Raw genomic sequence first — 23421 nt, forward strand, 5'->3', positions numbered from 1 at the left:
TATGACTGATATTAATGTAATCATAACCGCAGCCCAAATAACCGAACTTATCGACCTTGTTAAAAGGGTACATGGGTTTGATTTTTCGGGCTATACCAAAGCCTCATTAAAACGCAGGATTACCAGAATCATGCAGCTAAAAAAACTAAGCTTTTATGACCTTAAGCATGCACTGGTAAACAATCAGAATTTTTTCCAGGAGTTTTTGGAAGAGATAACGGTGAATGTAACCGAGATGTTTCGCGACCCTTCGTTTTACAAAGGTTTAAACAACCAGGTTATACCGTACCTTTCCACTTATCAGCATTCTAAAATATGGGTAGCCGGCTGCTCTACCGGCGAGGAAGTGTACTCAATGGCTATCCTGCTGCGCGAAGCCGGACTGAGCAATAAATCGTTCATTTACGGCACCGATATTAATACCGAAGTGCTCAGGGACGCCCGCCGTGGCATATACAGCCTGCGTAATATAAAAAGTTATGCAGAAAATTATCAATTTACCGGTTTAAAGGGTTCCATATCAGATCATTTTACTATCTTGTACGATGCGGCTTCAATTCACAATGAATTGAAACAAAATACGTTGTTTTCTGTACATAACCTGGTTTCAGATGGTATATTCAACGAGTTTCAGCTTATAAGTTGCCGTAACGTGTTTATCTATTTTGAAACTGAGTTGCAGGAACACATCCTGGAGCTTTTTTATAAAAGTTTATGCCCATTGGGTTATTTGTGCCTGGGGAGTAAAGAAACAATCCGATCGGATACTTTTAAAAAGAAGTTTAAGGTGATTAATCCAAAGGAAAATATTTATCAAAAAATTGGCTCCTGATAAACACCTGGTCGAACGTTGGAAATCTGCCGAAATACTGCTGCTCGGTGGTTCTGCCGGTTCGTTTAAAATATTATTCCAGATAGTTAAATTGCTGGCTCCCAACCTAAACAAAACTGTAATTATTGTAATTCACCGCAAAAAGAACTTTTTTAGTGAAATTGAAAAACTCTTTGCCGAAAACAGCCGGATGCTGATGCGCGAAATTGGCGACAAGGATATTTTAAACAAGAATACTATTTATATAGCGCCGGCAAATTACCATACTTTAATTGAAAAGGAAGGTATATTTGCCCTCGATGTATCAGAATCGGTTTGGTTTTCAAAACCATCAATTGATGTAACTTTTGAAAGCGCGGCCGAAGTTTACAAAGAACGTTGTATGGCCATCCTGCTATCCGGTGCAAACCAGGATGGCGCAGAAGGATTACTTAAATTAAGGAATAGCGGCGCCACAACCATTGCCCAGCATCCCGAAGATGCAGAAATGGACGAAATGCCGACGGCGGCAATTAATATTGGAGCCGCAGAATATATTTTACATACTGACGAAATTTTTACATTATTAAGTACATAGGTAATTCACCATACACTAATCAATATTACATGACCCCTGTGAATATTCTTATTGTTGATGACAGAGAAGAGAACATAATAGCGCTTGAGGCCTTATTAAAACGCGATGATATCCGCATATTTTCTACAACATCCCCTAACGAGGCGCTTAAAATAGCCTGGGAAACGCAAATTGCCATAGCATTGGTGGATGTACAAATGCCCGAAATGGACGGCTTTGAACTGGTTGAAATGCTCAAATCCAACCCGCGGACAAAAGATATTATGGTAATTTTTGTTACCGCTATATCAAAGGAAACCAAATATGCAGTTAAGGGCCTCGGCACAGGCGCTGTTGATTACCTGTACAAACCGCTCGACCCGTATATAACATCGGCCAAGGTTGATTCTTTTGTTCACCTGGCCCGCGCGCAGGCCGAAATAAAACTCAAAAATGAAGAGCTGAAAAACTATTCGATAGTCGTAAAAAACTCGGCAGATATCATTTGTTCTGTCGACGCACAAACCCTGCGGATTGAAAATATTAATCCCGCAGTAGAAAACATTTTGGGCTTTAAGCCCGGCGAATTACAAGGTACAAGCGTTGTTAACCTTGCTATTGCCGAGCATCAGCCTGCATTCCGGAAAAAACTGGGCGAAATTATTAAAGACAACCTGGCCTTCGCGGTATTTGAAGGCAGGTTTGAACGTTTTGATAAACAGGTAATATGGGGAGAGTGCCGGGCAGCATACCATAATAAAATGATATTTATCAATATCAGCGATATATCGCCCCAAAAAAGCTACCAGGAACAGCTCATCAAATCAAAAGATCAGGCAGAATACACCAAAAAAGTTAAGGAAACGTTTTTGGCCAATATGAGCCATGAGCTGCGGACCCCGGTTAACGGCATTATTGGTATTACCGCTATGCTGCTTAAAACTAATGTAGATGATCAGCAAAGGGGAATGCTTGATCTGCTGGAAACTTCATCAAAATCATTGCTTGGGGTTATTAATGATGTGCTGGATATTTCTAAAATAGAGGCTGGCAAGTTTAACATTATCCGTACGGCAAGCAATGTATATGATATTATTAAATCAGCATTTGACCTTCTTAAATTTAGGGCTGACGAAAAAAATATCGAGTTTTTATTGGAGATAGATCCTGAATTGCCGCCGTATATGATGGTTGATTCGTTGCGTTTAAACCAGATATTGATGAACCTGCTTAGCAATGCTATTAAATTCACCGAAAGAGGTTACGTAAAGCTAAAAATATCGGTTATACAAAGGCACACCGATAAGGTAAGGGTAAAATATAGCATTGAAGATACCGGGATAGGGATTCCGGAAGATAAGCTTAACCGGGTGTTTGAATCATTTGAGCAGGCCGATGAGGATACTGTTAGCAAATACGGAGGCACCGGGCTGGGCCTTGCTATAGTAAAAAGATTGGTGGAGCTAAAAGGCGGTGAACTTACAGTAAACAGCAAAATTGGCGAGGGCAGTACTTTCAGTTTCTATAACTGGTACACCATATCGGCCAAACCGGTTGAAAAGCCCATTGCGAAACCAGATAAAACACTTGCTCCCTTTTTAAATGTAAGCGTATTGGTAGCCGAAGATAACATGGTAAACCAGTTTATGTTATCGAAAATACTGAAGGACTGGCAGGTACAGGTAGATATGGTTGATAATGGCCGCAAAGCACTTGATAAGTTAAGAACCAACCACTACGATATTATATTGATGGATACCCACATGCCCGATATGAATGGTTACGAAACGGCAAAAACCATCAGGGTTGATTTTGCGGAACCAAAACGGAGTATACCTATTATATCACTTTCGGCAGCCTCATTTGGCTACGAGCAACAGGAGGCCTTAACAGCCGGCATGAATGATGTATTGTCGAAACCATTCCAGCCGTATCAGCTGCACGAAAAAATGAGCAAGCTTTTAAATGCCGGTATCCAAAAGCTAAAAATTTAACCTGGTTTGGCCCACGCCCATAACATTAGCTTCGTGTTGCAGCAGCCATTGCTTGCGCCAAAGGCCGCCGGCGTAACCGGTTAAACTTCCGTCTGAGCCTATCACCCGATGACAGGGTACTACTACCCAAAGGTGATTTTTTCCGTTGGCAGCGGCAATGGCCCTAATGGCCAAAGGGTTGTTCATTTGCTGCGACTGCTGGAGGTAAGTTGTTGTAGTGCCGTACTCAATATTTAAAAGGCATTCCCAAACCCGCTGCTGAAAATCGGTGCCCGGTTGCTTAATAGGGAAATCGAAGGTTTTTCTTGTCCCATCAAAATATTCCTGCAACTGATCAATAGCCATCTGCAGGAGCGGGGTGCAGGCCGGCTCTATTTCATATTCCTCGTCCCGGATAGAGATCCCCGAAATAAAATCGCCATCCTGCGTAATGCGGACGATTCCGATAGGCGTACGGTAATATGCTATGGGCATGGTTTCTTAATTGTAATCAAAATTAAAGTAATCGGGGCTATCAAACAAATGCTTCAAAATCCCTTATCACAAATTATTACCTTTGCCGCATGAGGCTTGTTCAGGAAACCATCCATTTATTAAAAAAAGAGATTTTGCTGGAGTGGCGGTCGAAATATGCTTTTAACGGGGTTTTGCTGTACGTGGTATCCACCGTGTTTGTTTGCTATATTTCGTTTAATCAAAGCTCGGGTCTCAGCGGCACCACCGCCTATCCACTGGTATGGAATGTGTTGTTCTGGATCATTATGCTGTTTGCATCGGTAAATGCCATTGCCAAAAGCTTTATGCAGGAGAGTAAAAGCCGATTACTGTATTACTACTCCATTGCCAGCCCACAGGCTATTATACTTTCAAAAACCATATACAATATTTTGTTGATGACCCTCATTAGCTTTTTGGCCCTGCTGGTATACCAGGTTTTTTTTACCAATAAGCTTGGCGACCTATGGTTTTATTTGCTGGCGGTGTTAATGGGCAGCATTAGCTTTTCAACAGTATTTACCATGATATCGGCCATAGCATCAAAAGCCGGCAACAACGGCACGCTCATGGCTATTTTAAGCTTCCCGGTAATTATACCGGTGATACTGATCCTTATCCGCCTAAGCAAAAGAGCAATGGATGGTTTAGAGCGGAGCCTGAGTTACGGCGATATCGGGGTTTTATTTGCCATCAACGCTATCGTAATTACAACAGCATTATTGCTTTTTCCTTATTTGTGGCGCGATTAGGTTGAGTTTGACCAAGAACTAAGCAAGCTTTGATCCCGGAAAAATCCCCCCTGTTTTTTATCGTCATTACCCTATTTTCTTTTCCAATAAGGCATAAACCTCATCATAATCCTTATCGCCAAGTTCCTGGCGGCTGAGATGAAATACAACGGAACCCGTTTCTTTCTGTTTAATGTAAATGTTATCTTTATAAGCTTCAAAAGGTTTAAAAAGCTGCCAGCTTAGCTTCATGGATTTTTCTTTGTCTTCGTAAAAAATGCCATCGTCGTTAAAAATATAGGTGCAATCCATCCTTTCTTTTTCAAACCGGTCGCCAACAGTTTTAATTCTCTTTTGGAGCTTTATCCATCGTTCTATCAAACCTATCCACACCAAGGTTATGTAAAAAATAAACCCAGAGGCGATTGTTTTGCTCACAGAAAACTGGTTTTTATTGTCGGGCGCGAATTCTATCAGCGTTAATATGGCCGCCACTACCGACATATAGATATATTGCTTAAAGGGCTTCCGCATAGCAAATTTCCAAAGGCTTTTTTGCGCGCTCGCAAAAAGTACGCGGTTAAATTTAATATGAATTATTTTTTGCTCCATAGGTAATAAATTGTGATAATGGGTTGAAGATACAGTTTATATTAGTTCAGGTTGCTGAATGTTGTTGAATATCGGCGGTGCTACCAAAATCAGTGCTTGGACCATACGCAAATATATCGCCCTAAATTCTAAATTTGCCCATCAATAAATCCGACATCGAACATCCGAATTCCCAAATCATATGAAAACTATTCTCATTAAATCAGCAACCATCGTTAACGAAAACAAACAATTGATAGCCGACGTATTGATTAAAGATGGTTTGATTGACCGGATAGACCCGCAAATTGATGCCCATGCCGAGGAAGTTATAAACGCCGAAGGCCTTTACCTTTTCCCCGGCTGCATTGACGACCAGGTGCATTTTCGCGAACCGGGGCTTACCTACAAGGCTGATATTCATTCTGAATCGCGTGCAGCTGTAGCAGGAGGCATCACATCATTTATGGAGATGCCCAACACGGTACCTAACACGTTAACCCAGGAGTTGCTACAGGATAAATACGATATTGCATCGCGTAATTCGCTGGCTAATTACTCGTTTTTCATGGGCGCATCTAACGACAACCTGGAACAGGTACTGCGCACCGATACAGCTAATGTTTGTGGCATTAAGGTTTTTATGGGATCATCAACGGGCAACATGCTGGTAGATAATCCGCAAACTTTGGATAACCTTTTTGCTAATTCCCCCATGCTGATAGCGGTGCATTGCGAGGATGAGGCCACTATTAAAGGCAACCTTAACCACTACAAACAGTTACTGGGCGAAAATATCCTGATAACACTTCATCCGAAGATCCGGAGCGCCGAGGCTTGTTACCTGTCGTCGTCGCTGGCGGTGGAGCTGGCTAAAAAGCATAATACACGCCTGCACATCCTGCATATTTCAACAGCGCTTGAAACGCACCTTTTTGATAATACCACCCCGCTTAAAGACAAACGCATTACTGCCGAGGCCTGCGTACACCACCTGTGGTTCACAGATGCCGACTACGAGACTAAAGGCAACCTGATTAAGTGGAACCCGGCTGTAAAAAAAGAAAGCGACAGAGACGCTATTTTGCAGGCTGTTTTAGATGGCCGTATTGATGTAATAGCCACCGACCACGCCCCGCACACCATTGAAGAGAAAGCACAGCCTTATTTACAGGCCCCTTCGGGCGGCCCGTTGGTACAACACGCCTTGCCTGCCATGCTGGAACTTTACCACCATGGCAAAATTAAGCTTGAACAAATAGCCGAAAAAATGGCCCATAACGTTGCTACCTGCTTCCAGATTGACAGGCGCGGCTTTATCCGCGAAGGCTACTGGGCCGACCTGGCCTTAGTTGACCTGAATAACCCCTGGAACGTAAACAAGGCCAACATTTTATATAAATGTGGCTGGAGCCCTTTTGAAGGCACTACCTTCCGCTCGCGGATAGCTTACACACTGGTATCGGGCAATATTGTGTACGCCAACGGAAGCCTGGTAGAAGGTAAAGCCGGTAAACGCCTGAATTTTAACAGGTAGCAGGAGTGACATTTATTTGATACAGAAAATTCTTTAAGCCATCCGTCATAGCAAATTGTAAAATCCGGGGACTCTGAAGGTGCAATGACATTCAAAATAAAAGACTGTCATCCTGAGGTACGAAGGATCTATTCGCGAACTTTTCTATCGGTCACGTACGGCTAATAGATCCTTCGTACCTCAGGATGACAGACAGGAAAATAGAACATGTCATGGGTAGGTACCAAGAGGGAGAAATTGCTACTTTACCCCAACATATATATCCACTTCAGCGTCTTCCAGGTTTTGGGCTTTGGTTCCCCAAACATCAAAATCGGCAATGTATTTCCTATCTAAATCGCTGCCCCATATGTTTTGCCAGGCCTCGGCCACGCAATCGGGCAGACGGCCTTTGGCAACATATTTTACATAATCGGCCGCAGGCACTATCAGGCTTATCAGCCCTTCGGGGATGTTATCCAGCGAACTTACTTTACAACCCAACACAGCAGTATAAAAGCCGGTATAATCACTTTCGTAATCGGTGTATACACAGTATATCTCGTCTGTTATCCTGTCTTCAATCTGCAGCAGCACGTTATTGTCCATAAACCGGCCCCATAGTTCGCCAATGTCCTTTGCCGACTGGCCATTTTGATTTGTTGTGCGTACAGAAATGCCTTCCAAAAAGAAGCCTTTAAGATGCTCTTTTGCTGTTATTGATGTCATTACTATTTGTTATACTGATTTATAATTAACTTTTAGTCAATTTATTATGTAGCTTACTTAATATTATTATTCATCATTGCGAACCGTCATTGCGAGGTACGAAGCAATCCCCTACATGCAAAGTCACACATAGTTCGGGATTGCTTCGTACCTCGCAATAACGAGCGGAGTCTTACTCAATCATCTTTTTCAGCCCTTCAAACATACCTTTCCAGTTTTGTTCAGAGTGCTCTTTGGCTTCCTGATTTTTAATATTATCCTGGATAATGATTAATGTGGTTTCGCCGTTTTCTTCGTCCAGGCTGTAAGTGATATTGGCATAGTTTTCGGGCTTATCTTCGGTACCGGCCATGCTGCTCCAATAGCTGTAGGTAACAAATTTGCCCGGCTCAATTTCCAGGATGGTACCCTTGTCTTCATATCTATGCCCATCCCATTCGCCGCTGAATTTAATGGGCTCTCCTACCTTCCAGGTCGATTCTAAATTGGTACCAAAAAAGTATTCTTTTACCATTGCCGGGTCGGTAAGGCCTTGCCAAACTTTAGCGGCAGGGGCTTTAAATTTAATTTCGGTTTTTAACGTTAGCTTTTCCATAATCAGGTGTTTTATTTATTGTTTATTGGTGTTGGTTCGTTTATCAGCATCTGATTTTTTATCAGCTCAAAATCGTGTCCGGGCAGTTCAATAAAACCAAACCTAAAGGGATAGCCCCATGATTTTTTATTAGGCATAAAGCTCAATTTATCTACCAGGGGCACTATCGGTGTTTCCTTACATTGATAGTAAGTAACATCGCGACGAAAAGGTTTGAAATCTTCGCTCATTTTATATTGATAAATCTCATCGGCAGCAACCTGCCCTATGGCAGTAAATGCCTGCAGTTTTTCGTCGCCGTCCATACTCTTCTTAGGCGAATAGATGATTACCCAATCGCCGGTTGCCATGCGGGTTAGCGGCCCTTGTTTACCATGATTGGCTTGCATAAACCCGCCGGCCACGCCGCGGGTAATATGATCTTTTGATACTACGGTTATCCAGTATTTCATAACGTTAAGCTATTGATAGGGTTAACAAAAATATGACCAATAAATGCAGCCCTACGTAAACGGGTGTCATTACCTCTTTTTTAGGGTCGCGGAATTTGATGTGCGTGTAAACGGCGCCGGCCAAAATTACCGGGAACAGCGCCATGCCGTATATGCGGGTTGGCCCGTAAAGCATCAGGCTGCTGCCCAGCACTTCTACAAAGCCCAGCAAGTGCATAAGCCAAAGCGGGTAGCCCCAGTCTTTAAATTGCTGCACTTTTTCTTTTTGACCGAGTAATTTCTGGAAGCCAAAAATGTAACCGGGTACCAAATATGCCAATAACAGCACCCAAAGAAGGATTGTTTTAATTTCCATGTGTTTTAGATTTGATGATAGCACAAATAAAACACAGGCCGATGACAGCAGTATGTCAGTAGGAATTTAACTCCTGCAAATTTTTCTGGCTTATAGCAGTAATTATTTCTGCTACCCTATCTTTCAGGGTATCGGGTTTAATGATCTCGGCATGGTCGCCAAACATCATATACCAGCGGGCAAAGCCTTCTATAAACGCGGTTAAAAAGGTCATCTCTATTTTATTGCCCACGTTTTTTTCCGAGATAAAGCCACTGTAATATTTCTGGTGCTCCAGGTAATTGTAAATCTCTTTATCAACCCTGATCACCACCATCTGCAAATCTTTTTCTTTGATGGTTTGGGCTATGTAGGCTTTTAAAGTTGGGTGCTTGCTACTGCTATAGCTGTTATCAGTAACCACCAGTTTGCGAATACGGTCGATCCGGAAATCGCGGTAATCATTGCGCAGGCGGCAATAGGCTATCAGGTGCCAGAAAGCATCCAGGTAAACCACGCCAACAGGCTCTATATCGCGACGGGTATTCTCCTGGCTATGGGCGGCAAAATAATCAATACACAATACCTTTTTATGAATAATGCTATCCAGTATAGTTTGAATGTGATCATTAGTACCAGTGGCCCGCCGCTGGCTGTGGCTTTTCATCACCTCAATGCTGCCATCCAGGTTTTCAAGCGCATCTTTTTCTGATGTTTTCAAGATAGCCCGCACCTTATACATAGCCGATTGATATTGCGCGTTGGTGCTTGCATCAGTAAGCTTTTCTACAAACTTTTCGGCCGTTAAAAAAGCGGTGGCCTCTTCGCGGGTAAACATTACAGGCGGCAGGCGGTAGCCATCCATAATGGAGTAACCTACACCAGCTTCGCCTATCAGGGGGATACCCGCCTCTTCCAGGGTTTTAATATCGCGGTACACCGTGCGCAGGCTGATATTGAAGCGTTCGGCAATATCACCGGCCTTAACAACCCGGCGCGATTGTAACTGAATCAAAATGGCAGATATGCGGTCGATGCGGTTCATACACCAAATTAAACAAAAAAGGGGTTACATTTGTATTATTATTTCAATTATCAGCTTTATGGCTCTTGAACAGGACGACAAAATTATAACATTTGAAAACTATTACGATGTTATGCTGGCGCACATTGTGCGCACCAAGCTGGAAGATAATGGAATTCCCTGTTTTATCGCCGACGAAAATACACTTACCGCAAACCCATTATACAACCAGGCTGTAGGCGGCATCAAACTTAAAATATTTGAACGCGACCTGGAGCGATGCCGCGCCATATTAGCCGCCGAAGGCGATATGCACGAGCTTGACCATATAGAACTGGATGAAGAAACCAACAGCGCGGTAATATGCCCTTTTTGTGGCTCAACCAACGTACGCCATGGCGAGGCTACGGTTGAAAGGGTACATTGGCTTACCGCCATTGTATCGTTTTTACTGCTGGTTTTCCCGTTTTATGCCCGCAAGGCATGGCATTGTTTTAACTGTCACCAGGATTTTGAGTAAAGAGCCTCACCCTGCCCTCTCCAAAGGAGAGGGTTCTTGATTTGCAGGTTCTATATGTATAAAAAATCATGGTTTTAAACATACCAAACTATTCTTTTAAAAGTCCTCTCCTTTGGAGAGGATTTAGGTGAGGCTCTTTACTTTTTGCATGTTTTACCTATATTAGCGATATGTACAATCGCCGTAAGTTCATCAAAATATCAGCTGCAGGTGCCTCTTTAGCAGCACTTTCAAAGTCAGCTATAGCAAAAACCGTTTCATTAAAACCCGAAGCTAATTTCCCTATCGTGATATCCACCTGGGATTTTGGAATTTTAGCCAACAAGGAGGCCTGGAAAACCCTCGAAAAAGGCGGCCGCGCGCTGGATGCTATTGAAGCGGGTGCACGCGTACCCGAAGAACTGGACATAACCAACGGCACTGTTGGACGTACGGGAACGCCCGATCGTGATGGCCACGTTACACTTGATTCATGTATTATGGATGAGCTGGGCAACTGCGGGTCTGTTGCGGCAATGGAAAACATAGCGCACCCTATATCAGTTGCGCGTATGGTGATGGAAAGAACACCCCACGTAATGCTGGTTGGCGAGGGTGCTACCCAATTTGCCGTTGAGCAGGGTATGAAGAAGGAAAAGCTATTAACCCCAAAGGCCGAAGCAGCCTGGAAAGAATGGCTTAAAACCGCCAAATACAGCCCCGTAATGAATATAGAGAATGGCAGTAAGCGCCCCGGTGGTAAATATAACCACGATACCATTGGCATGCTCGCCATTGACGCCAAGGGCAATATATCTGGTGGCTGCACTACCAGCGGCATGGCTTTTAAAATGCATGGCCGCGTGGGCGATAGCCCCATCATTGGCGCGGGCTTGTATGTAGATAACGAAGTTGGCGGCGCCACATCAACCGGTGTTGGCGAAGAAGTGATACGTAACGTAGGCAGCTTTTTGGTGGTTGAACTGATGCGCCAGGGCCTATCGCCCGAGGATGCCTGTAAAGAAGCTGTGCACCGCATCATCAAAAAGAAACCCGAAACAGCCAAACAAATACAGGTTGGCTTTTTAGCTATCAATAAAAAGGGCGAATATGGTGCCTATGCCATCCAAAGTGGTTTCTCGTTCGCGGTGTGTGATGCCAAACAACAGGATTTATTAATACCAGGTAAAAGCTATTATAAATAGAGGTTCGGTTATCGGGGTGCGAGGATCAGGTGCAGGGCTTAAACAATGATGGTTTCGTTGATGACTATGCAATCTCGAACCCGGCAACCCGAACCTCGAACCAGAAAACATGATCCTCGAACCAGAAAACACGAATCTCAAAATGACCAATAAAGTTTCTCTCGAAGTTTGCGCTAATTCGGTTACATCGGCTGTGGCTGCACAGGAAGGCGGCGCTACCCGTGTTGAGCTTTGCGAGAACCTGAAAGAAGGCGGCACAACCCCATCGCACGGGCAAATACTTATGGCCCGTAAGCTACTGCATATTAAACTTTTTGTATTGATAAGGCCCCGCGCCGGCGATTTTTTGTATACCAACCTGGAATATGATATCATGATGGCCGATATTCGTTATTGCATTGACGTTGGCTGCGATGGAGTGGTTATAGGTATCCTGCATGCCGATGGTACTATAGATAAAGAGCGCTGTATTGAAATGGTGCGCCTTGCTAAACAATGGGGACTGGGTGTTACCTTTCATCGCGCTTTTGACATGTGTAAAGACCATTATAAAGCGCTGGAAGATATTGTTGAAATAGGTTGCGACAGGATCCTCACCTCCGGCGGTAAAAGCACAGCGATGGAAGGCGCTGCTGTTTTAAACCACCTGGTACAAAACGCAGCCGGCCGTATTAGCATTATGCCAGGCGCCGGCGTAAACGAAGCCAACGTTGCCGACCTGGTGCGTTTTACCAAAGTAACTGAGGTGCATTCATCGGCACGCATACCTGTTCATAGCAAAATGGAATACCATAACGACCATATCCTGCTCAGCGATGTGCCTGGTGACGAGGAGACTATCGATGTTACCAGTGTTGAAAGGGTGAAGAAATTGATTGAGTTGGCGAATGGAAATTAGAATCAAGAGACAAGAATCAAGGGTTAAGGCAATACCATTTTAACGTTGCAAAAAAAGAAGGGCTACGTGCGATTCCCTCCCTTGGGAGGGTAGGGAGGGGTTTCTCAAAGCGTCCTTTCAAACCAACGTAATACCCATGTCAAGAATCATCCCTTATAATCCAAAACTAAAAGCTTTAGCCCGCAAGCTCAGAAAGGACATGACCTTTGGCGAAGTGTTACTATGGAATGAATTAAAGGACAATAAGGTCATGGGCTTTGATTTTGACAGGCAACGTTGTATTGATAATTTCATAGTCGACTTTTATTGTAAAGATTTGATGCTTGCTATAGAAATAGATGGCATGTCGCACAATTATGAGGAAGCATTTATAAAAGACGAATTGCGGCAGCAAAAGCTGGAAAGCTTTGGGATATTTTTTATTCGATTTTCTGAATCTGAAATGAAAAATGATATGCTTAATGTGATCAGGGTCATCGAAAGCGCAATTGTCGATATCGTTAAGGTTAATCCTGAAATAAAATTACCGAAGGAGTTCAATCTTGAATTATTAAAATAAATGACGGCTACCTTAATGGCGTAGAACCCCTCCCTGCCCTCCCAAGGGAGGGAATTGCACAGGGCTTTGCTTTTGCTTGCCCTTATATCACTATTATCAGCCCTCTCCCCCTAAAAAAACGTAACCGGCAATACCAGCTCTATCCTGTTCCTCCCGGTTCCCCCAAAAAAATCTTCATCCAGCAAACGGCTGTACCTGATACCGAACGAGATGCTGTTCTGGTTAAAAAATTTGGTATCAAAAAACAGAGTACCTCCGGCCGAGCGGAAATTTTGTTTAAAGCTGCTGCCATCGGTGTAAAAATTACCGGCGGTAGCGTGGGTGTAATCAAAAAATAAAGCCCCGCGCAAACGCAGCAGGTAAACCAAATTGCCAAAGCCGCCATCGGGATAGGCTATCGGGAAATGGTAGGTTAAGCCCAACTTGTTCATATCCTCCAGGTTTTGGGCGGCGTAACCTTTGCTGAAAGGGAAGTTGTTAGAGAAACTGATTACATCATCCTTACCCTTTTGCTGGTGCGCCAGGCTTACTACAAAACTGTGGTTGGTAACAAGGCCCGGGAAATAAAACGAACCTGTAGCCAACAATTGTGTAGCGCTTGCGCCTGCAACCGTAGCCTTATAATTTATGCTGATGCTTTGCGCGAAGGCCGGGTAAATATTTTTGCGGGCCCTTTGGGTTTGATTGTTAAACGATATGTAATTATTGAGGTAGGTATAGCTCCTATCGGCATACTGCGCGGCGTAGGGCTGCTGGAAACTGGTACGATTAAAATACAGGTCGCTGCCAATGGTGAGGCCGGTAAAGTTTTTGCCTTGCGAAAAATTGAGTGGTACCTGTAAACCGCCGTGTAGCTGGGTTTCGTTCCAGTATACGTAGTTGCCTTTGGCAAAGCCCCGCCTATCCAAAGTATAATCGGCACCGGCAGACAGGTACGGGAACAGCGCGCCATATATGGCATCAAAGCTGAACTCTTTGTAACCTTCGTTAGTATTGTAATTGAAAGAAACCTGCGATTGAAATGTATTCAAAACGTTTTCGCCCACAATGGCCACCGAATAATTAGGGTCGCTGATGTTGGGGATCAGGCTATGAAAGTTGAACAGGCCATGCAGTTTTGAATATTTGGAAACCGGCAATGGTTTATCTGCAACGCGGGCCAGCATATTGGCCGAGCTGTCTTTTTCAAGCGCATGTATCCCCATTAGGGGCAAATTACTATTGGCATATAAATCACCGGCATCAATCCATTTCAGCTCTTTACGGTTTGCCTCGGTTATTTTGTAACCTGTTGCGGTAAAGCCAACCCAGGCCATTTTATGATCGGTAACAGCCGGCTGATAACTGCCTATCGTAGCATCATTTGCCATTGGCAATAACTCGTAAAGCTTATTAGCGCCAATCATTAAGGCAAACAGCCTGTCCTGCCGCTCTGCTACGTTCGAAAAATATGCCGTATCGCCTTTTAGCGCTGTAAAACCTATTGGTTTAAATGTAAACGGCAGCAAATATTTGGCATCGCCTGTGGCTATATCAATCAGAGCCAGGGTCATTTTACCTTCGGAATTGCGCACTGCCGAAAGCAGTAGGTCGCTTTTGTAAAATTTAGGGTAAGTATAAAACAGCTTTTGCGGGTTAGGCACAACCTTCAGCAGCTTACCATCGGCATTCAAAATATGCAGTTCGCTTTTACCCGACGGACCAACCTGCACAGCTACAATACTATTACCATCGGCACTAAAAGCAGGGGCAAAATATTTGGCCTTTTGGGTAATGCGATGCTCCTGGCCAGTATTTACATCCAACAGCATCAGTTCGCTGTAATCACGGTATCCCCAGCGGACATCGGGGCGATAGGTAGCATAAACTACCTTACCGTTGCGGTAATCAAAATAATTATCGAGCGAGTAGGAACGTGTACTTATTTTACGCTCGATATCCCCTGTTTTAACTACAAAGGCAGGCACATGATCGTAACTGCTCTTCATGTATATGAGCGTACTGTCGTTTACAAAAGCAGGGTACTCCCTATCGGCATCAAAGTGTTTGGGGGCTGCTGTTTTAACAGGCTGGTTTTGCATATCTGCCGCAAACTGCCCTTTAAAGTAATCAAGTCCCTGGTTTGCGAATGCTTTAAAGCTGGTCCCCGTATATTTTTTTACGGCGTTTTGAAATGGATATAAACCCGTATAAAAACCCGCCGCATCATGTGTGATATTTTTCCAGATGTCGGCGCCATATTTATCCCGGCCGTACGAAACCAGCATATAGCCCAGCGGATAATGATCGGGTGTATAATCGCGGTACGATCCGTTGCGCAGCTTCATGTAGCTATAATTTTTGCCCGCCGCCCACAATGCCCGGTAGCCATTAAAAAAGTATGGCAGGCGCCCCCTGCCCTGTTGGCTTACATGGGTTTCGTTAAATACGGCATCGCCCTCAAAAAACCAGTTGGGTACCGATAGGTCATTCCCCAGGGCCTGCCCGCCTTCGCCAAAAAGTATGCGCAGAAAACGGGATAACCCTACGTTGAAATTATTGTATTGCTGCACATGCCTAAACTCGTGTATGGCCAGTTGCTGTTGCCAGGGCAGGCTGCCTATATCAAAGCTATTTTGCTCGGGTGTTAAAAAAAACTCGCTCCTGAACGGTGCCAAACCTACGTAGGCGTTTGATATCGTAGTTTGGTTTTGTAACACAATGCTAATTTGCCGTTGCCTATTACCTATAGTAGGTTTTATCAGCCCGTTCATTTGCTGCACAATATTGGCCACATTAAACGCTGCGGTATCCATGCCGTACGGAAAAATAACTTTAGCTGCCGGCGTATTTACCTGCTTCCATTTGATAGATGGCGGATTGCCACCAAACTCCTGGGCGCTGGCCGTGGTAACCGCCGCAAGCAATATGGGCAGCAGTAATTTGGGCAATATTTTATAGGCAGATGGGCATTTGTTCATTAAAGGTTGAAAGTAAGTACAATTTGTAATTTAAGCAACAAAAGCAATAAGGATGACAGGGCAAACGCATCTGATTGGGTTAACATAACTTAACACATTTCAGATAAAAAACTTATAAATATTTGATAATCAATATTTTATATTTTAACATGGTTAACACTAAACTAATGTATTGCTTAATTTGGCGCATCCAAATATTTGGGACAACGTCGAGACTCACCTTCCTTTTCGACAATTTGTAGCTATTCATAATAACTCATACCTTTAAGGGTAAAAAACAAACAGAACAGTTATCATCTACCGTACCTATAGAATCTAATTTATCACCGTCATAACAATGGAATTTATAGAAGAATTTAAAAAGTCATGGAAACCTGACAACTTTAGCAAATGGGAAATATTTGATGTTAGTGAAATAGAAAAGGCCCCAATTAACAATTCAACAAAGGATTTTTTAAAAATTGGATTTCCAGAAACTGCTGCTCCATTCCTTGACTTTGGGTGGCGAAGTTATCGAGGGAAATTTCTAAGTATCTGGGATTGCTACTCCAAGTTTAACTTAGATGAAAGAACCAAAAACTACTGGATTCTTGGTTCTGATAATACCGGCAATCCAATTTGTTTTGATATTACCCGGGATGATAAAATTATACTTCTTGACCACGAACAGGGTTTTGAAATTATTACTGTGATAAATAACAATATTGTAGAATTAGCATCGTGCTTGCTATTTTATAAAAACTTTGTTAAAAGGGTACAAGATGAGAATGGCGAGGATGCTTTTTTGAACTCGGATTTCTCTACCGCTCAAATTACAGACCTAAAGGACGAATTTAAAAAACTTAACGCCAATATATTTAAAGAAAGTGGATTTTGGCGAAGTGAAATTAACAACTTAGGTAGATAGATATGCCCGTTCCGTATACATTTAGATTCAACCTGGACGAGCCTGCCACGCTAAGTTTTGTTAAAGAGTCCTGTACAGTTGCCTTTACCCACTGTCCAGATAAACCATCTCGATATCCGCTAAGAACAAACAAGCAAATCACTTTGCGCCTTAGCGATCTTTGCGCGAAAAACCTATTATAATGCTTTTTCGGGTGGGCTGATAGTAAATCCCCAAAAAACTATGTCCATACATCTGGAAGTCTTCGTCCGGCTGTCCAAAAATCTTTTTTCAAATAATTTAAAATGTTTTCAATCATCAATCGTCTGTACCTTTAAAGGAATAATAAATTGATAACAGCCGTAATGCCCGAAGACAAAAACAGTCATATTATACATACCATTAAAGCGTATGGTAAAAGCCTGTTGAGTTTTATAAGGCGGCGGGTAAACAACGATGCCGATGCCGAAGACATTCTGCAGGATGTGTGGTACCAGTTTAGTTCGGTTATCAACTCGGAGCCTATTGAGCAAACAAGCGCGTGGCTGTACCGTGTAGCCCGCAACAAAATAACCGATAAGCATAAAAAAAAGACGGAGACCCTGCTGGATGATATGCTTGCTACTGATGACGATGAAGAGGATACCGATAATTTTAAATCGATCCTGTTTGCCGAAACCAGTACACCCGAAACCGAATACCTGCGCAACCTGTTTTGGGACGAATTATTTTTGGCGCTGGATGAATTGCCCGAAGAGCAGAAACAAGTTTTTATTTGGCATGAGCTTGATGATGTACCGTTTGAGGAGATAGCTATCCGCACCGGCCAAAATATCAACACCCTGGTATCGCGCAAGCGGTACGCCGTGCTGCACCTGCGCAAAAGGCTTAAACAGTTATACCTTGAAATAACAGAATATTAAAAAGAATTTAAAACATTAAAAGATAATGAAAAGATCATTTTATAAAGCGCGGTTTATACTGTTCCCTATAGGAGCAGCCGCCATCCTGGCGCTCATCAGTTTTGTGGTGATGCAGTTATGGAACAATCTGCTGCCTGTAATATTGCACGTAGGCGTAATAACGTTTTGGCAGGCAATGGGCATATTTATACTATGCAAAATACTGTTTGGCTTTGGTAAGGGCAGTAAACCGGGCTGGGCCCGCGGAGGCTCGCCGTGGATGCGCAAACGTATGGAAGAACGTTTTAAAAACATGAGCCCCGAAGAAAAGGAAAAATTTAAAGCCAAACTGAAAGACCGCATGTGCAACTGGGACAACCACGGCCACGGCGGATTTGGCCGCCGCCCATGGGACGATTTTGCATCGACGGAGGAAAAAGGAGATTAGGGAATGGTTGAATGGTGAGTGGTGAGTAGTTTCAAAAAGGAAACTACCCACCACAACCATCCTCCAAAAATCTTACTACTTGATACTAACTACTTACTACTGAATATGGATATCCTGGTATTTTCAACAAGCGTTAAAGAAAAAAGGCAGGTAAACAAAGTAACCACTTTGCTTACCAAAATTCCGGCTATCGCCCAATGGAATTTCGATCTGGAAGACTGCGATAATATACTCCGCATTGAGGCCGACAACCTTTCGCCCCGCTACATCGAAAGGCTATTGATTGGCGCAGGGATACATTGCCAGGAGCTGGAATACTGATAACGTTGTACGTGTGACGTTTTACGTTATACGTTGTTCCTATACAACCCCCAAAAGCGTAAAACATCTAACGTACTACGTACAACCTTTACAACCTTTCTTCTGCGGTTCCGGAATACTGATGACGTTGTAAATGGGACGTTGTATGTAGTTCCTATACACCCGAACAAAAAACGTAAAACGTACGACGTGCAACCCCTCCAAACTTACTTCTCCTGTGCCGGAAAGTCGGCGTAAATCGCAAACGTTTCACAGAACCTCTTGAAAAGAAATGCAAAAACAATTTTGATTGACGGAACATTTAAAAAAAAAGCATATTTGTTATATGACAACATTGACCGTCCACCCTGTATCAGATAAGCAAGAAACTGCAATCCGATTTTTTTTGGATGCGCTGCATGTAGACTATGATGCCAGCGAACAAATGGACGACACGACATATCTGAACGCATCACCGCCCAATGCTGCGCACTTAAAAAAGTCGATAGAGCAGGAAAAAAGGGGAGAAATCACCAAGCTAAGTCTTGATGATATATGGAAGAAATAAATTTTACCACCGAGGCTTTAACAGAACTGTAATACTGAAAAAAAAGCGGTAATACAGTTATTTTAAAGCGTATTCGCCAATTATTGCAGGCAATATCCACCGATCCATTTTCGGGTATCGGCAAACCAGAGGCATTGAAGCATAATCTTTCTGGCGCCTGGTCAAGAAGGATCAATCAGGAACACCGCATAGTATATAAAGTAGAGAAAAACATCATTACAGTATATTCGCTACGGTTTCATTATACAAAATAAACAAATCGTTTTTGTCTTCTGGAAGCCCCTCAAATAGTACCTTGAGGAATGGTAACTTTCTCGTGTGATATATAATCACTTTACACAAATTACATGTGATAGCTAAATATCAAACAGATCATAGTTCTACTATCCCGAAAACTGTTGCGTAAATTAATACTTCCAAAAACGCAAAGGTTATTTTGTCTGGTATCTTCTGAGTACTCCACCATCCTGCGGATTTATCACAACAGCAGTATCACACCAGTTAAAAAGAACAACTTCGTTTTCTTTGTTGATAGCCACACCAATGTACGGACACCAATTGCCTTTGTAATAAAGCTCTACATCCTTTATTTGCCACAGGTAATCGCCTATTATGCTAAATGCAAAAACGTTTCTATTGTCGTCCTTCGTGTTCGGGGTATCTAATACGACTATCAGCAAATCATCAACTTCTAATATCTTTAAAATAGGGTATTCAAAATCGACATTTGTTTTATTAGCAAAAGTTAAGGCGTTGCCAATTACATTATAGTTCATTAAATAATTATCAAAGTAACAATTACACAACCGCAAAACGTACAAGCTACTCTACGGATAACGTTGTAAGTTGGACGTTGTACGTAATTCTTATAGACCCAAGCAAAACGTATCACGTAAAACGTACAACCTAAACTACTTCTTAGGCGCCGGGCTGTTAATTTCAATCCAATAACCATCCGGATCCTGGAAATAAAGTTGCAGCACGCCGTCGGCCCTTAAGGTTGGTTCTTTACTATCACCTTTCCAGTTGCTGTATTTAATATTGCGGCTGTCTAAAACTTTGGCAAACTCCTGAACCGACCCTACCGAAAAACACAAATGCTCGGCTATTGGGTGTACGCCGGCGCAGTCGCCCTGGATGGCATGTAATTTTACCCCGTTGCCCAGGCTGTACCATTGGTGCACGGTATCTTTAAAAGGGTTGCCTACCTTGCGCAGATGCATTACATCGGTATAAAAAGCAACGCTTTTTTTAAGGTCTTTTACGCAGATGGCAATATGGTCAACCACGGGTACGGCATCGGTACCCGATTGGGCAAAGCAAAAGCCCGGTAACACAAGGGCAGCAATTAAACATATTAATTTTAGGTTACCCGGTTTGCGGGTATTAAGATTGAGTAAAAGGCTCATTTTAAGTTTTTTGGTTAAAAAACCTAAAGATATGTGTTTATATAACACTAAGACCAAATCACAGAAATATTACTTAAACAGATATTGGTGATTAAACTCGTGTTCGGGTACAACATTAACCGTATTATTCCTGTTCCAGTCGTCAATATCTATTAAACCCATACGGGTTTGATAATGGCCGTCATCGTTAGGGCATTTAACTACATAAAGCCCTTCTGGCGCCAGTTCAATAACCGGGCGCGCGCCGCATGTTTTACAAAACATGCAGTTTATGGTTTTTGGTATATTAACGTAACTCCTCATATTATTCATGTTTACGTTCAATAATCTGTTACGGTTGCTTTATTGTTAACATAACACAATAAAAATATTTTAGCCTAAATATTTTATTGCCCCCAGGTATTCAAGCAGCCCCCGAACTTATTAAATATCCGGCCGCCTATTAATTTCTTTTATTTACATTTATTGCCATGCAACCCGATATTGAACAGTTAAAAACCACCTACAAAAACCTAAGCGACGATAAGCTTACCCGCCTTGCCATAACCGAAGCCGCAAGCCTAAGACCCGAAGCGTTAGATTTACTAAAAGCCGAGATAAAAAGCCGCGGGCTGGATGAAGGTATTATGAACGGCGTAAATGTGCAACTTACCACTCCGGACAGTTTAGCCATTGATAGCTATATCTCGCTTATCCGCAACCAGCCATGCCCGGTTTGCAGTAGTACGGCCCAACCACTTAACGCAATAGTAATTGGCAGCGTTAAAAGCTTTATTATACTAACACAGTACAAAAAAAAGCTCATGATTGCCTGCCCGTCATGCCTGCAACAAGCCAACCAACGTGCTACCTCGTCAACAGCCTTAATGGGCTGGTGGGGGTTACCCTGGGGAATTATACGCACATCGCAGGCATTGTTCCGTAACATGAAAGCCAACAAGGTGATCAGGGCCGATGAGCCCTCGGATAAGTTAATCTCCTTCGTAAAAACAAATGTTGGTGTAATAGAGAGTGTGCGTAAAAACAACCATTCGTTACAAGTTATGTTAGACAGCGTTAATAAGCGATAAAACCCGACCCATGATTGTGCAAAAACTAAATAAACCGGCATTCATATACGCCATATTGTTAGCGCTGATTGTTTGGTTTTCTGTCATTTTGCAATTTTTTATCTCTACAGCCGCCTATGTGCAACAGGGCCGCACCTTTGGTGGCGCCATAGTTCAAATAATTAGTTTTTTTACAATACTAAGTAATATACTGGTTGGGTTTTGCCTTATTGCTGTTGTTTTAAACAAAGCTTCGGCTTTTAAAAAATTCTTTGGCAGCAGCAGTGTAGTTACCGCTGTAGCGCTTTATATCACCATAGTGGGCCTAATTTTCAACACTGTATTACGTAGTATTGTACATTTAAAGGGCTTGTTTGCACTAACCAACGAGCTTACCCACGTATTTAACCCTATAGCTTTCGTTATCTTCTGGTTGTTTTTTACCCCTAAAACAAAACTATCATGGCGGCAGGCGGCAGGTTGGTTGTGGTATCCTTTATTATACCTTGTTTATGTGCTTATTCGCGGTGCTATTTACCATTTTTACCCCTACCCTTTTGTTGATGCCGATAAACTGGGCTATCAGCAAGTGGCTATCAATTCTTTTTTTGTGATGGTAGCTTTTTTATTGTTTGGGGGCTTATTTATGATACTAAACAACAGGCTGGCAGCAAGAACATATAAATAGCACCTTATACAGAGTAGCACACTCTATCTTATAAATCACAGCGTGGTTAATATTATTAAAAACAAAAAAAGGCTCTATGACGCTTAGTATGGGTTGTTCAATTTCAATTAGCTTCTACATAACTCTTCCTAAGGGCCGTCGGCACTGCACATATTAGGGTGTAAATCCAGGTATTTTCAATTTGTTCAAACGATATATACGCGTCGCTCATATGGATCGAACCTACGGCTCTCAATCATTTTCTTCGTTTTTTTCCACGGGTTAAAACCCGTGGCTACAAGATTGGCCGAGGCTACGCCTCTAAATAAGCCCCGATGTGTCAACAAAATATATCTTTAGAAACCGATCAGCAACCACATCGATGTTACCCATACAAAGCGCCATAAAACAAAAAAAGACGCCGGATTTTTCAAGTCCGGCGTCTTTTTTTAGGAAAGCTTTGAGTTTTCAGCTTTCCCATATGGCGTATTAACAGGATATCAAATTATTTTCGCTACGGGCTTAATCGTTCCAGAGGTGGTTAAATGGGTATGATGTGGCCAGTTTGCTTTTTATAAAATGATCTTCTTCTTTTTGTAAGCAATCGTTGGTGTAAACGTCTTCATCTGCATTTACTTTTAATATGCTGCCTGCAATACGCTCAACAATGGTTGATAGCGTGGTTACTTCGGTGTCGGGGATTTGGATTGTTAATATTGCCATGGTAGTTGTTTGTTTTAATTGATATTTCAAAAATAATTGTTTGTTGTTAATGCTGTGTTTGTTTAAAGTCAAAAATTAATCATTTGATTAACTTTTATAAAACGCCTTAAAAACTCTATCTATTGTTACTCCTCAAAAGGTTTAACATTGTTTAACAAATAGCTCGTAACCGGTCGCCCTTTAATATGATGACGATTGAGAACTGCTAATATTTTATTAAATAAATTTTTTATGGTTTTTGGACAGATAGTATGGCTAACCATTTTCAATTATTTTAGCCGCCTGGTTTAATTTCCCCTCAACAACAACGACGGAGTGGTGGCGAACCTGGCGGCTTTAAAACTTAAGATACCCTATTTTTCAGGCTGTCTTTTTTGAATTTTTGCGTAAAAAATCTCCATGTTATTTTTGTGTGAATATTTGTAGTTTTTGTGTCGATAAATTGTGCATTTATTGCCAAAAAATGAGCAATAATTACCTTATTTTTAGTTATTTATGC

The 23421-nt window shown here is 42.4% G+C and carries 29 protein-coding genes; 17 read left to right on the plus strand and 12 right to left on the minus strand.

All coding sequences use genetic code 11. The annotated features are described in order from the left end of the window. Nucleotide 1 precedes the first annotated feature (1 nt). From AC1RM2_RS03120 to AC1RM2_RS03130, 3 genes are read left to right on the plus strand one after another with little or no spacing between them, the layout of a single operon-like run. Complete coding sequence (locus AC1RM2_RS03120) at nucleotides 2-832, plus strand: CheR family methyltransferase (RefSeq protein WP_492983273.1); 831 nt, start codon at nucleotides 2-4, stop codon at nucleotides 830-832. Continuing rightward, on the plus strand, nucleotides 822-1409 hold the full coding sequence (locus AC1RM2_RS03125; RefSeq protein WP_492983275.1) for a chemotaxis protein CheB: 588 nt from the start codon (nucleotides 822-824) through the stop codon (nucleotides 1407-1409). Before AC1RM2_RS03120 ends, AC1RM2_RS03125 begins: the two co-directional genes overlap by 11 nt. A 29-nt stretch (nucleotides 1410-1438) precedes the next feature. Continuing rightward, nucleotides 1439-3382: a hybrid sensor histidine kinase/response regulator gene (locus AC1RM2_RS03130; RefSeq protein WP_492983277.1), complete on the plus strand. Its 1944-nt coding sequence runs from the start codon at nucleotides 1439-1441 to the stop codon at nucleotides 3380-3382. Here the strand turns inward: AC1RM2_RS03130 and AC1RM2_RS03135 are convergent. Further along, nucleotides 3371-3856, minus strand: a complete 486-nt coding sequence (locus AC1RM2_RS03135; RefSeq protein ID WP_492983279.1) for a methylated-DNA--[protein]-cysteine S-methyltransferase — start codon at nucleotides 3854-3856, stop codon at nucleotides 3371-3373. The two genes, AC1RM2_RS03130 and AC1RM2_RS03135, sit on opposite strands and share 12 nt — an antisense overlap. 89 nt (nucleotides 3857-3945) lie before the next feature. Between AC1RM2_RS03135 and AC1RM2_RS03140 the strand changes: the two genes are divergently transcribed. Next, nucleotides 3946-4629, plus strand: a complete 684-nt coding sequence (locus AC1RM2_RS03140) for a heme exporter protein CcmB (RefSeq protein ID WP_492983281.1) — start codon at nucleotides 3946-3948, stop codon at nucleotides 4627-4629. A gap of 66 nt (nucleotides 4630-4695) precedes the next feature. On the opposite strand, the gene AC1RM2_RS03145 is transcribed toward AC1RM2_RS03140, so the two are convergent. Continuing rightward, nucleotides 4696-5220 (minus strand): hypothetical protein, encoded by a 525-nt coding sequence (locus AC1RM2_RS03145; RefSeq protein WP_492983283.1) that lies wholly within the window; start codon nucleotides 5218-5220, stop codon nucleotides 4696-4698. Between the two features lie 181 nt (nucleotides 5221-5401). Here AC1RM2_RS03145 and AC1RM2_RS03150 point away from each other — a divergent pair, with 181 nt between their 5' ends. Next, nucleotides 5402-6736, plus strand: coding sequence for a dihydroorotase (locus tag AC1RM2_RS03150; protein ID WP_492983285.1), 1335 nt, complete (start codon nucleotides 5402-5404; stop codon nucleotides 6734-6736). Nucleotides 6737-6976: 240 nt separating this feature from the next. Here AC1RM2_RS03150 and AC1RM2_RS03155 read toward each other — a convergent pair whose 3' ends face one another. From AC1RM2_RS03155 to AC1RM2_RS03175, 5 genes are all read right to left on the minus strand, one after another. Next, nucleotides 6977-7444 carry a GyrI-like domain-containing protein gene (locus AC1RM2_RS03155; protein WP_492983287.1) on the minus strand — a complete coding sequence of 156 codons (468 nt, stop codon included), beginning with the start codon at nucleotides 7442-7444 and terminating at the stop codon, nucleotides 6977-6979. 172 nt (nucleotides 7445-7616) lie between these two features. After that, nucleotides 7617-8039 (minus strand): SRPBCC family protein, encoded by a 423-nt coding sequence (locus tag AC1RM2_RS03160; RefSeq protein WP_492983289.1) that lies wholly within the window; start codon nucleotides 8037-8039, stop codon nucleotides 7617-7619. An 11-nt stretch (nucleotides 8040-8050) separates the two neighbouring features. Further along, complete coding sequence (locus tag AC1RM2_RS03165) at nucleotides 8051-8491, minus strand: EVE domain-containing protein (protein ID WP_492983291.1); 441 nt, start codon at nucleotides 8489-8491, stop codon at nucleotides 8051-8053. 4 nt (nucleotides 8492-8495) lie between these two features. After that, nucleotides 8496-8846, minus strand: coding sequence for a DoxX family protein (locus AC1RM2_RS03170; protein WP_492983293.1), 351 nt, complete (start codon nucleotides 8844-8846; stop codon nucleotides 8496-8498). Between the two features lie 55 nt (nucleotides 8847-8901). Then, nucleotides 8902-9870, minus strand: a complete 969-nt coding sequence (locus tag AC1RM2_RS03175) for a helix-turn-helix transcriptional regulator (RefSeq protein WP_492983295.1) — start codon at nucleotides 9868-9870, stop codon at nucleotides 8902-8904. 58 nt (nucleotides 9871-9928) lie between these two features. Here AC1RM2_RS03175 and AC1RM2_RS03180 point away from each other — a divergent pair, with 58 nt between their 5' ends. From AC1RM2_RS03180 to AC1RM2_RS03195, 4 genes are all read left to right on the plus strand, one after another. Then, complete coding sequence (locus tag AC1RM2_RS03180) at nucleotides 9929-10369, plus strand: putative signal transducing protein (RefSeq protein WP_492983297.1); 441 nt, start codon at nucleotides 9929-9931, stop codon at nucleotides 10367-10369. Nucleotides 10370-10539: 170 nt separating this feature from the next. Next, nucleotides 10540-11553 carry a glycosylasparaginase gene (locus AC1RM2_RS03185; RefSeq protein WP_492983299.1) on the plus strand — a complete coding sequence of 338 codons (1014 nt, stop codon included), beginning with the start codon at nucleotides 10540-10542 and terminating at the stop codon, nucleotides 11551-11553. Between the two features lie 109 nt (nucleotides 11554-11662). After that, nucleotides 11663-12451: a copper homeostasis protein CutC gene (locus AC1RM2_RS03190; RefSeq protein WP_492983301.1), complete on the plus strand. Its 789-nt coding sequence runs from the start codon at nucleotides 11663-11665 to the stop codon at nucleotides 12449-12451. A gap of 136 nt (nucleotides 12452-12587) precedes the next feature. Then, a complete protein-coding gene (locus AC1RM2_RS03195) occupies nucleotides 12588-13010 on the plus strand; it encodes an endonuclease domain-containing protein (protein WP_492983303.1) in 423 nt (140 codons plus the stop codon). A gap of 110 nt (nucleotides 13011-13120) precedes the next feature. Here AC1RM2_RS03195 and AC1RM2_RS03200 read toward each other — a convergent pair whose 3' ends face one another. Further along, nucleotides 13121-15970 carry a hypothetical protein gene (locus tag AC1RM2_RS03200; RefSeq protein WP_492983305.1) on the minus strand — a complete coding sequence of 950 codons (2850 nt, stop codon included), beginning with the start codon at nucleotides 15968-15970 and terminating at the stop codon, nucleotides 13121-13123. Between the two features lie 337 nt (nucleotides 15971-16307). On the opposite strand from AC1RM2_RS03200, the gene AC1RM2_RS03205 reads away from it, so the two are divergent. The 6 genes from AC1RM2_RS03205 (at nucleotide 16308) to AC1RM2_RS03230 (ending at nucleotide 19328) form a co-directional block, all read left to right on the plus strand. Next, on the plus strand, nucleotides 16308-16877 hold the full coding sequence (locus tag AC1RM2_RS03205) for a hypothetical protein (RefSeq protein WP_492983307.1): 570 nt from the start codon (nucleotides 16308-16310) through the stop codon (nucleotides 16875-16877). A 329-nt stretch (nucleotides 16878-17206) separates the two neighbouring features. Then, on the plus strand, nucleotides 17207-17779 hold the full coding sequence (locus tag AC1RM2_RS03210; protein WP_255369948.1) for an RNA polymerase sigma factor: 573 nt from the start codon (nucleotides 17207-17209) through the stop codon (nucleotides 17777-17779). A gap of 25 nt (nucleotides 17780-17804) precedes the next feature. Further along, nucleotides 17805-18206: a hypothetical protein gene (locus AC1RM2_RS03215; RefSeq protein ID WP_492983309.1), complete on the plus strand. Its 402-nt coding sequence runs from the start codon at nucleotides 17805-17807 to the stop codon at nucleotides 18204-18206. Between the two features lie 105 nt (nucleotides 18207-18311). Beyond that, nucleotides 18312-18527, plus strand: coding sequence for a hypothetical protein (locus tag AC1RM2_RS03220; RefSeq protein WP_492983311.1), 216 nt, complete (start codon nucleotides 18312-18314; stop codon nucleotides 18525-18527). 325 nt (nucleotides 18528-18852) lie between these two features. Beyond that, the gene (locus tag AC1RM2_RS03225; protein WP_492983313.1) at nucleotides 18853-19074 is read left to right on the plus strand and encodes a DUF2683 family protein; all 222 of its coding nucleotides are present in this window, start codon (nucleotides 18853-18855) and stop codon (nucleotides 19072-19074) included. Nucleotides 19075-19133: 59 nt separating this feature from the next. Continuing rightward, nucleotides 19134-19328, plus strand: a complete 195-nt coding sequence (locus AC1RM2_RS03230; RefSeq protein WP_492988233.1) for a Txe/YoeB family addiction module toxin — start codon at nucleotides 19134-19136, stop codon at nucleotides 19326-19328. Nucleotides 19329-19505: 177 nt separating this feature from the next. Here AC1RM2_RS03230 and AC1RM2_RS03235 read toward each other — a convergent pair whose 3' ends face one another. The 3 genes from AC1RM2_RS03235 to AC1RM2_RS03245 all read right to left on the minus strand — a co-directional run bounded on the left by AC1RM2_RS03235 (nucleotide 19506) and on the right by AC1RM2_RS03245 (nucleotide 20747). Continuing rightward, nucleotides 19506-19850, minus strand: a complete 345-nt coding sequence (locus AC1RM2_RS03235; protein WP_492983315.1) for a DUF7957 family protein — start codon at nucleotides 19848-19850, stop codon at nucleotides 19506-19508. A 135-nt stretch (nucleotides 19851-19985) separates the two neighbouring features. Further along, nucleotides 19986-20483 (minus strand): VOC family protein, encoded by a 498-nt coding sequence (locus AC1RM2_RS03240; protein ID WP_492983317.1) that lies wholly within the window; start codon nucleotides 20481-20483, stop codon nucleotides 19986-19988. A 69-nt stretch (nucleotides 20484-20552) separates the two neighbouring features. Continuing rightward, on the minus strand, nucleotides 20553-20747 hold the full coding sequence (locus AC1RM2_RS03245; RefSeq protein WP_492983319.1) for a hypothetical protein: 195 nt from the start codon (nucleotides 20745-20747) through the stop codon (nucleotides 20553-20555). 206 nt (nucleotides 20748-20953) lie between these two features. Here AC1RM2_RS03245 and AC1RM2_RS03250 point away from each other — a divergent pair, with 206 nt between their 5' ends. Beyond that, nucleotides 20954-21553 carry a hypothetical protein gene (locus AC1RM2_RS03250; RefSeq protein WP_492983321.1) on the plus strand — a complete coding sequence of 200 codons (600 nt, stop codon included), beginning with the start codon at nucleotides 20954-20956 and terminating at the stop codon, nucleotides 21551-21553. 16 nt (nucleotides 21554-21569) lie between these two features. Then, a complete protein-coding gene (locus AC1RM2_RS03255; protein WP_492983323.1) occupies nucleotides 21570-22220 on the plus strand; it encodes a Pr6Pr family membrane protein in 651 nt (216 codons plus the stop codon). 501 nt (nucleotides 22221-22721) lie between these two features. Here the strand turns inward: AC1RM2_RS03255 and AC1RM2_RS03260 are convergent. Beyond that, entirely contained in the window at nucleotides 22722-22922 is a 201-nt protein-coding gene (locus tag AC1RM2_RS03260) for a hypothetical protein (protein ID WP_492983325.1), read from the minus strand. Nucleotides 22923-23421 lie beyond the last annotated feature (499 nt).

The sequence above is a fragment of the Mucilaginibacter sp. GW822-FHT03E02 genome, from assembly GCF_058801545.1.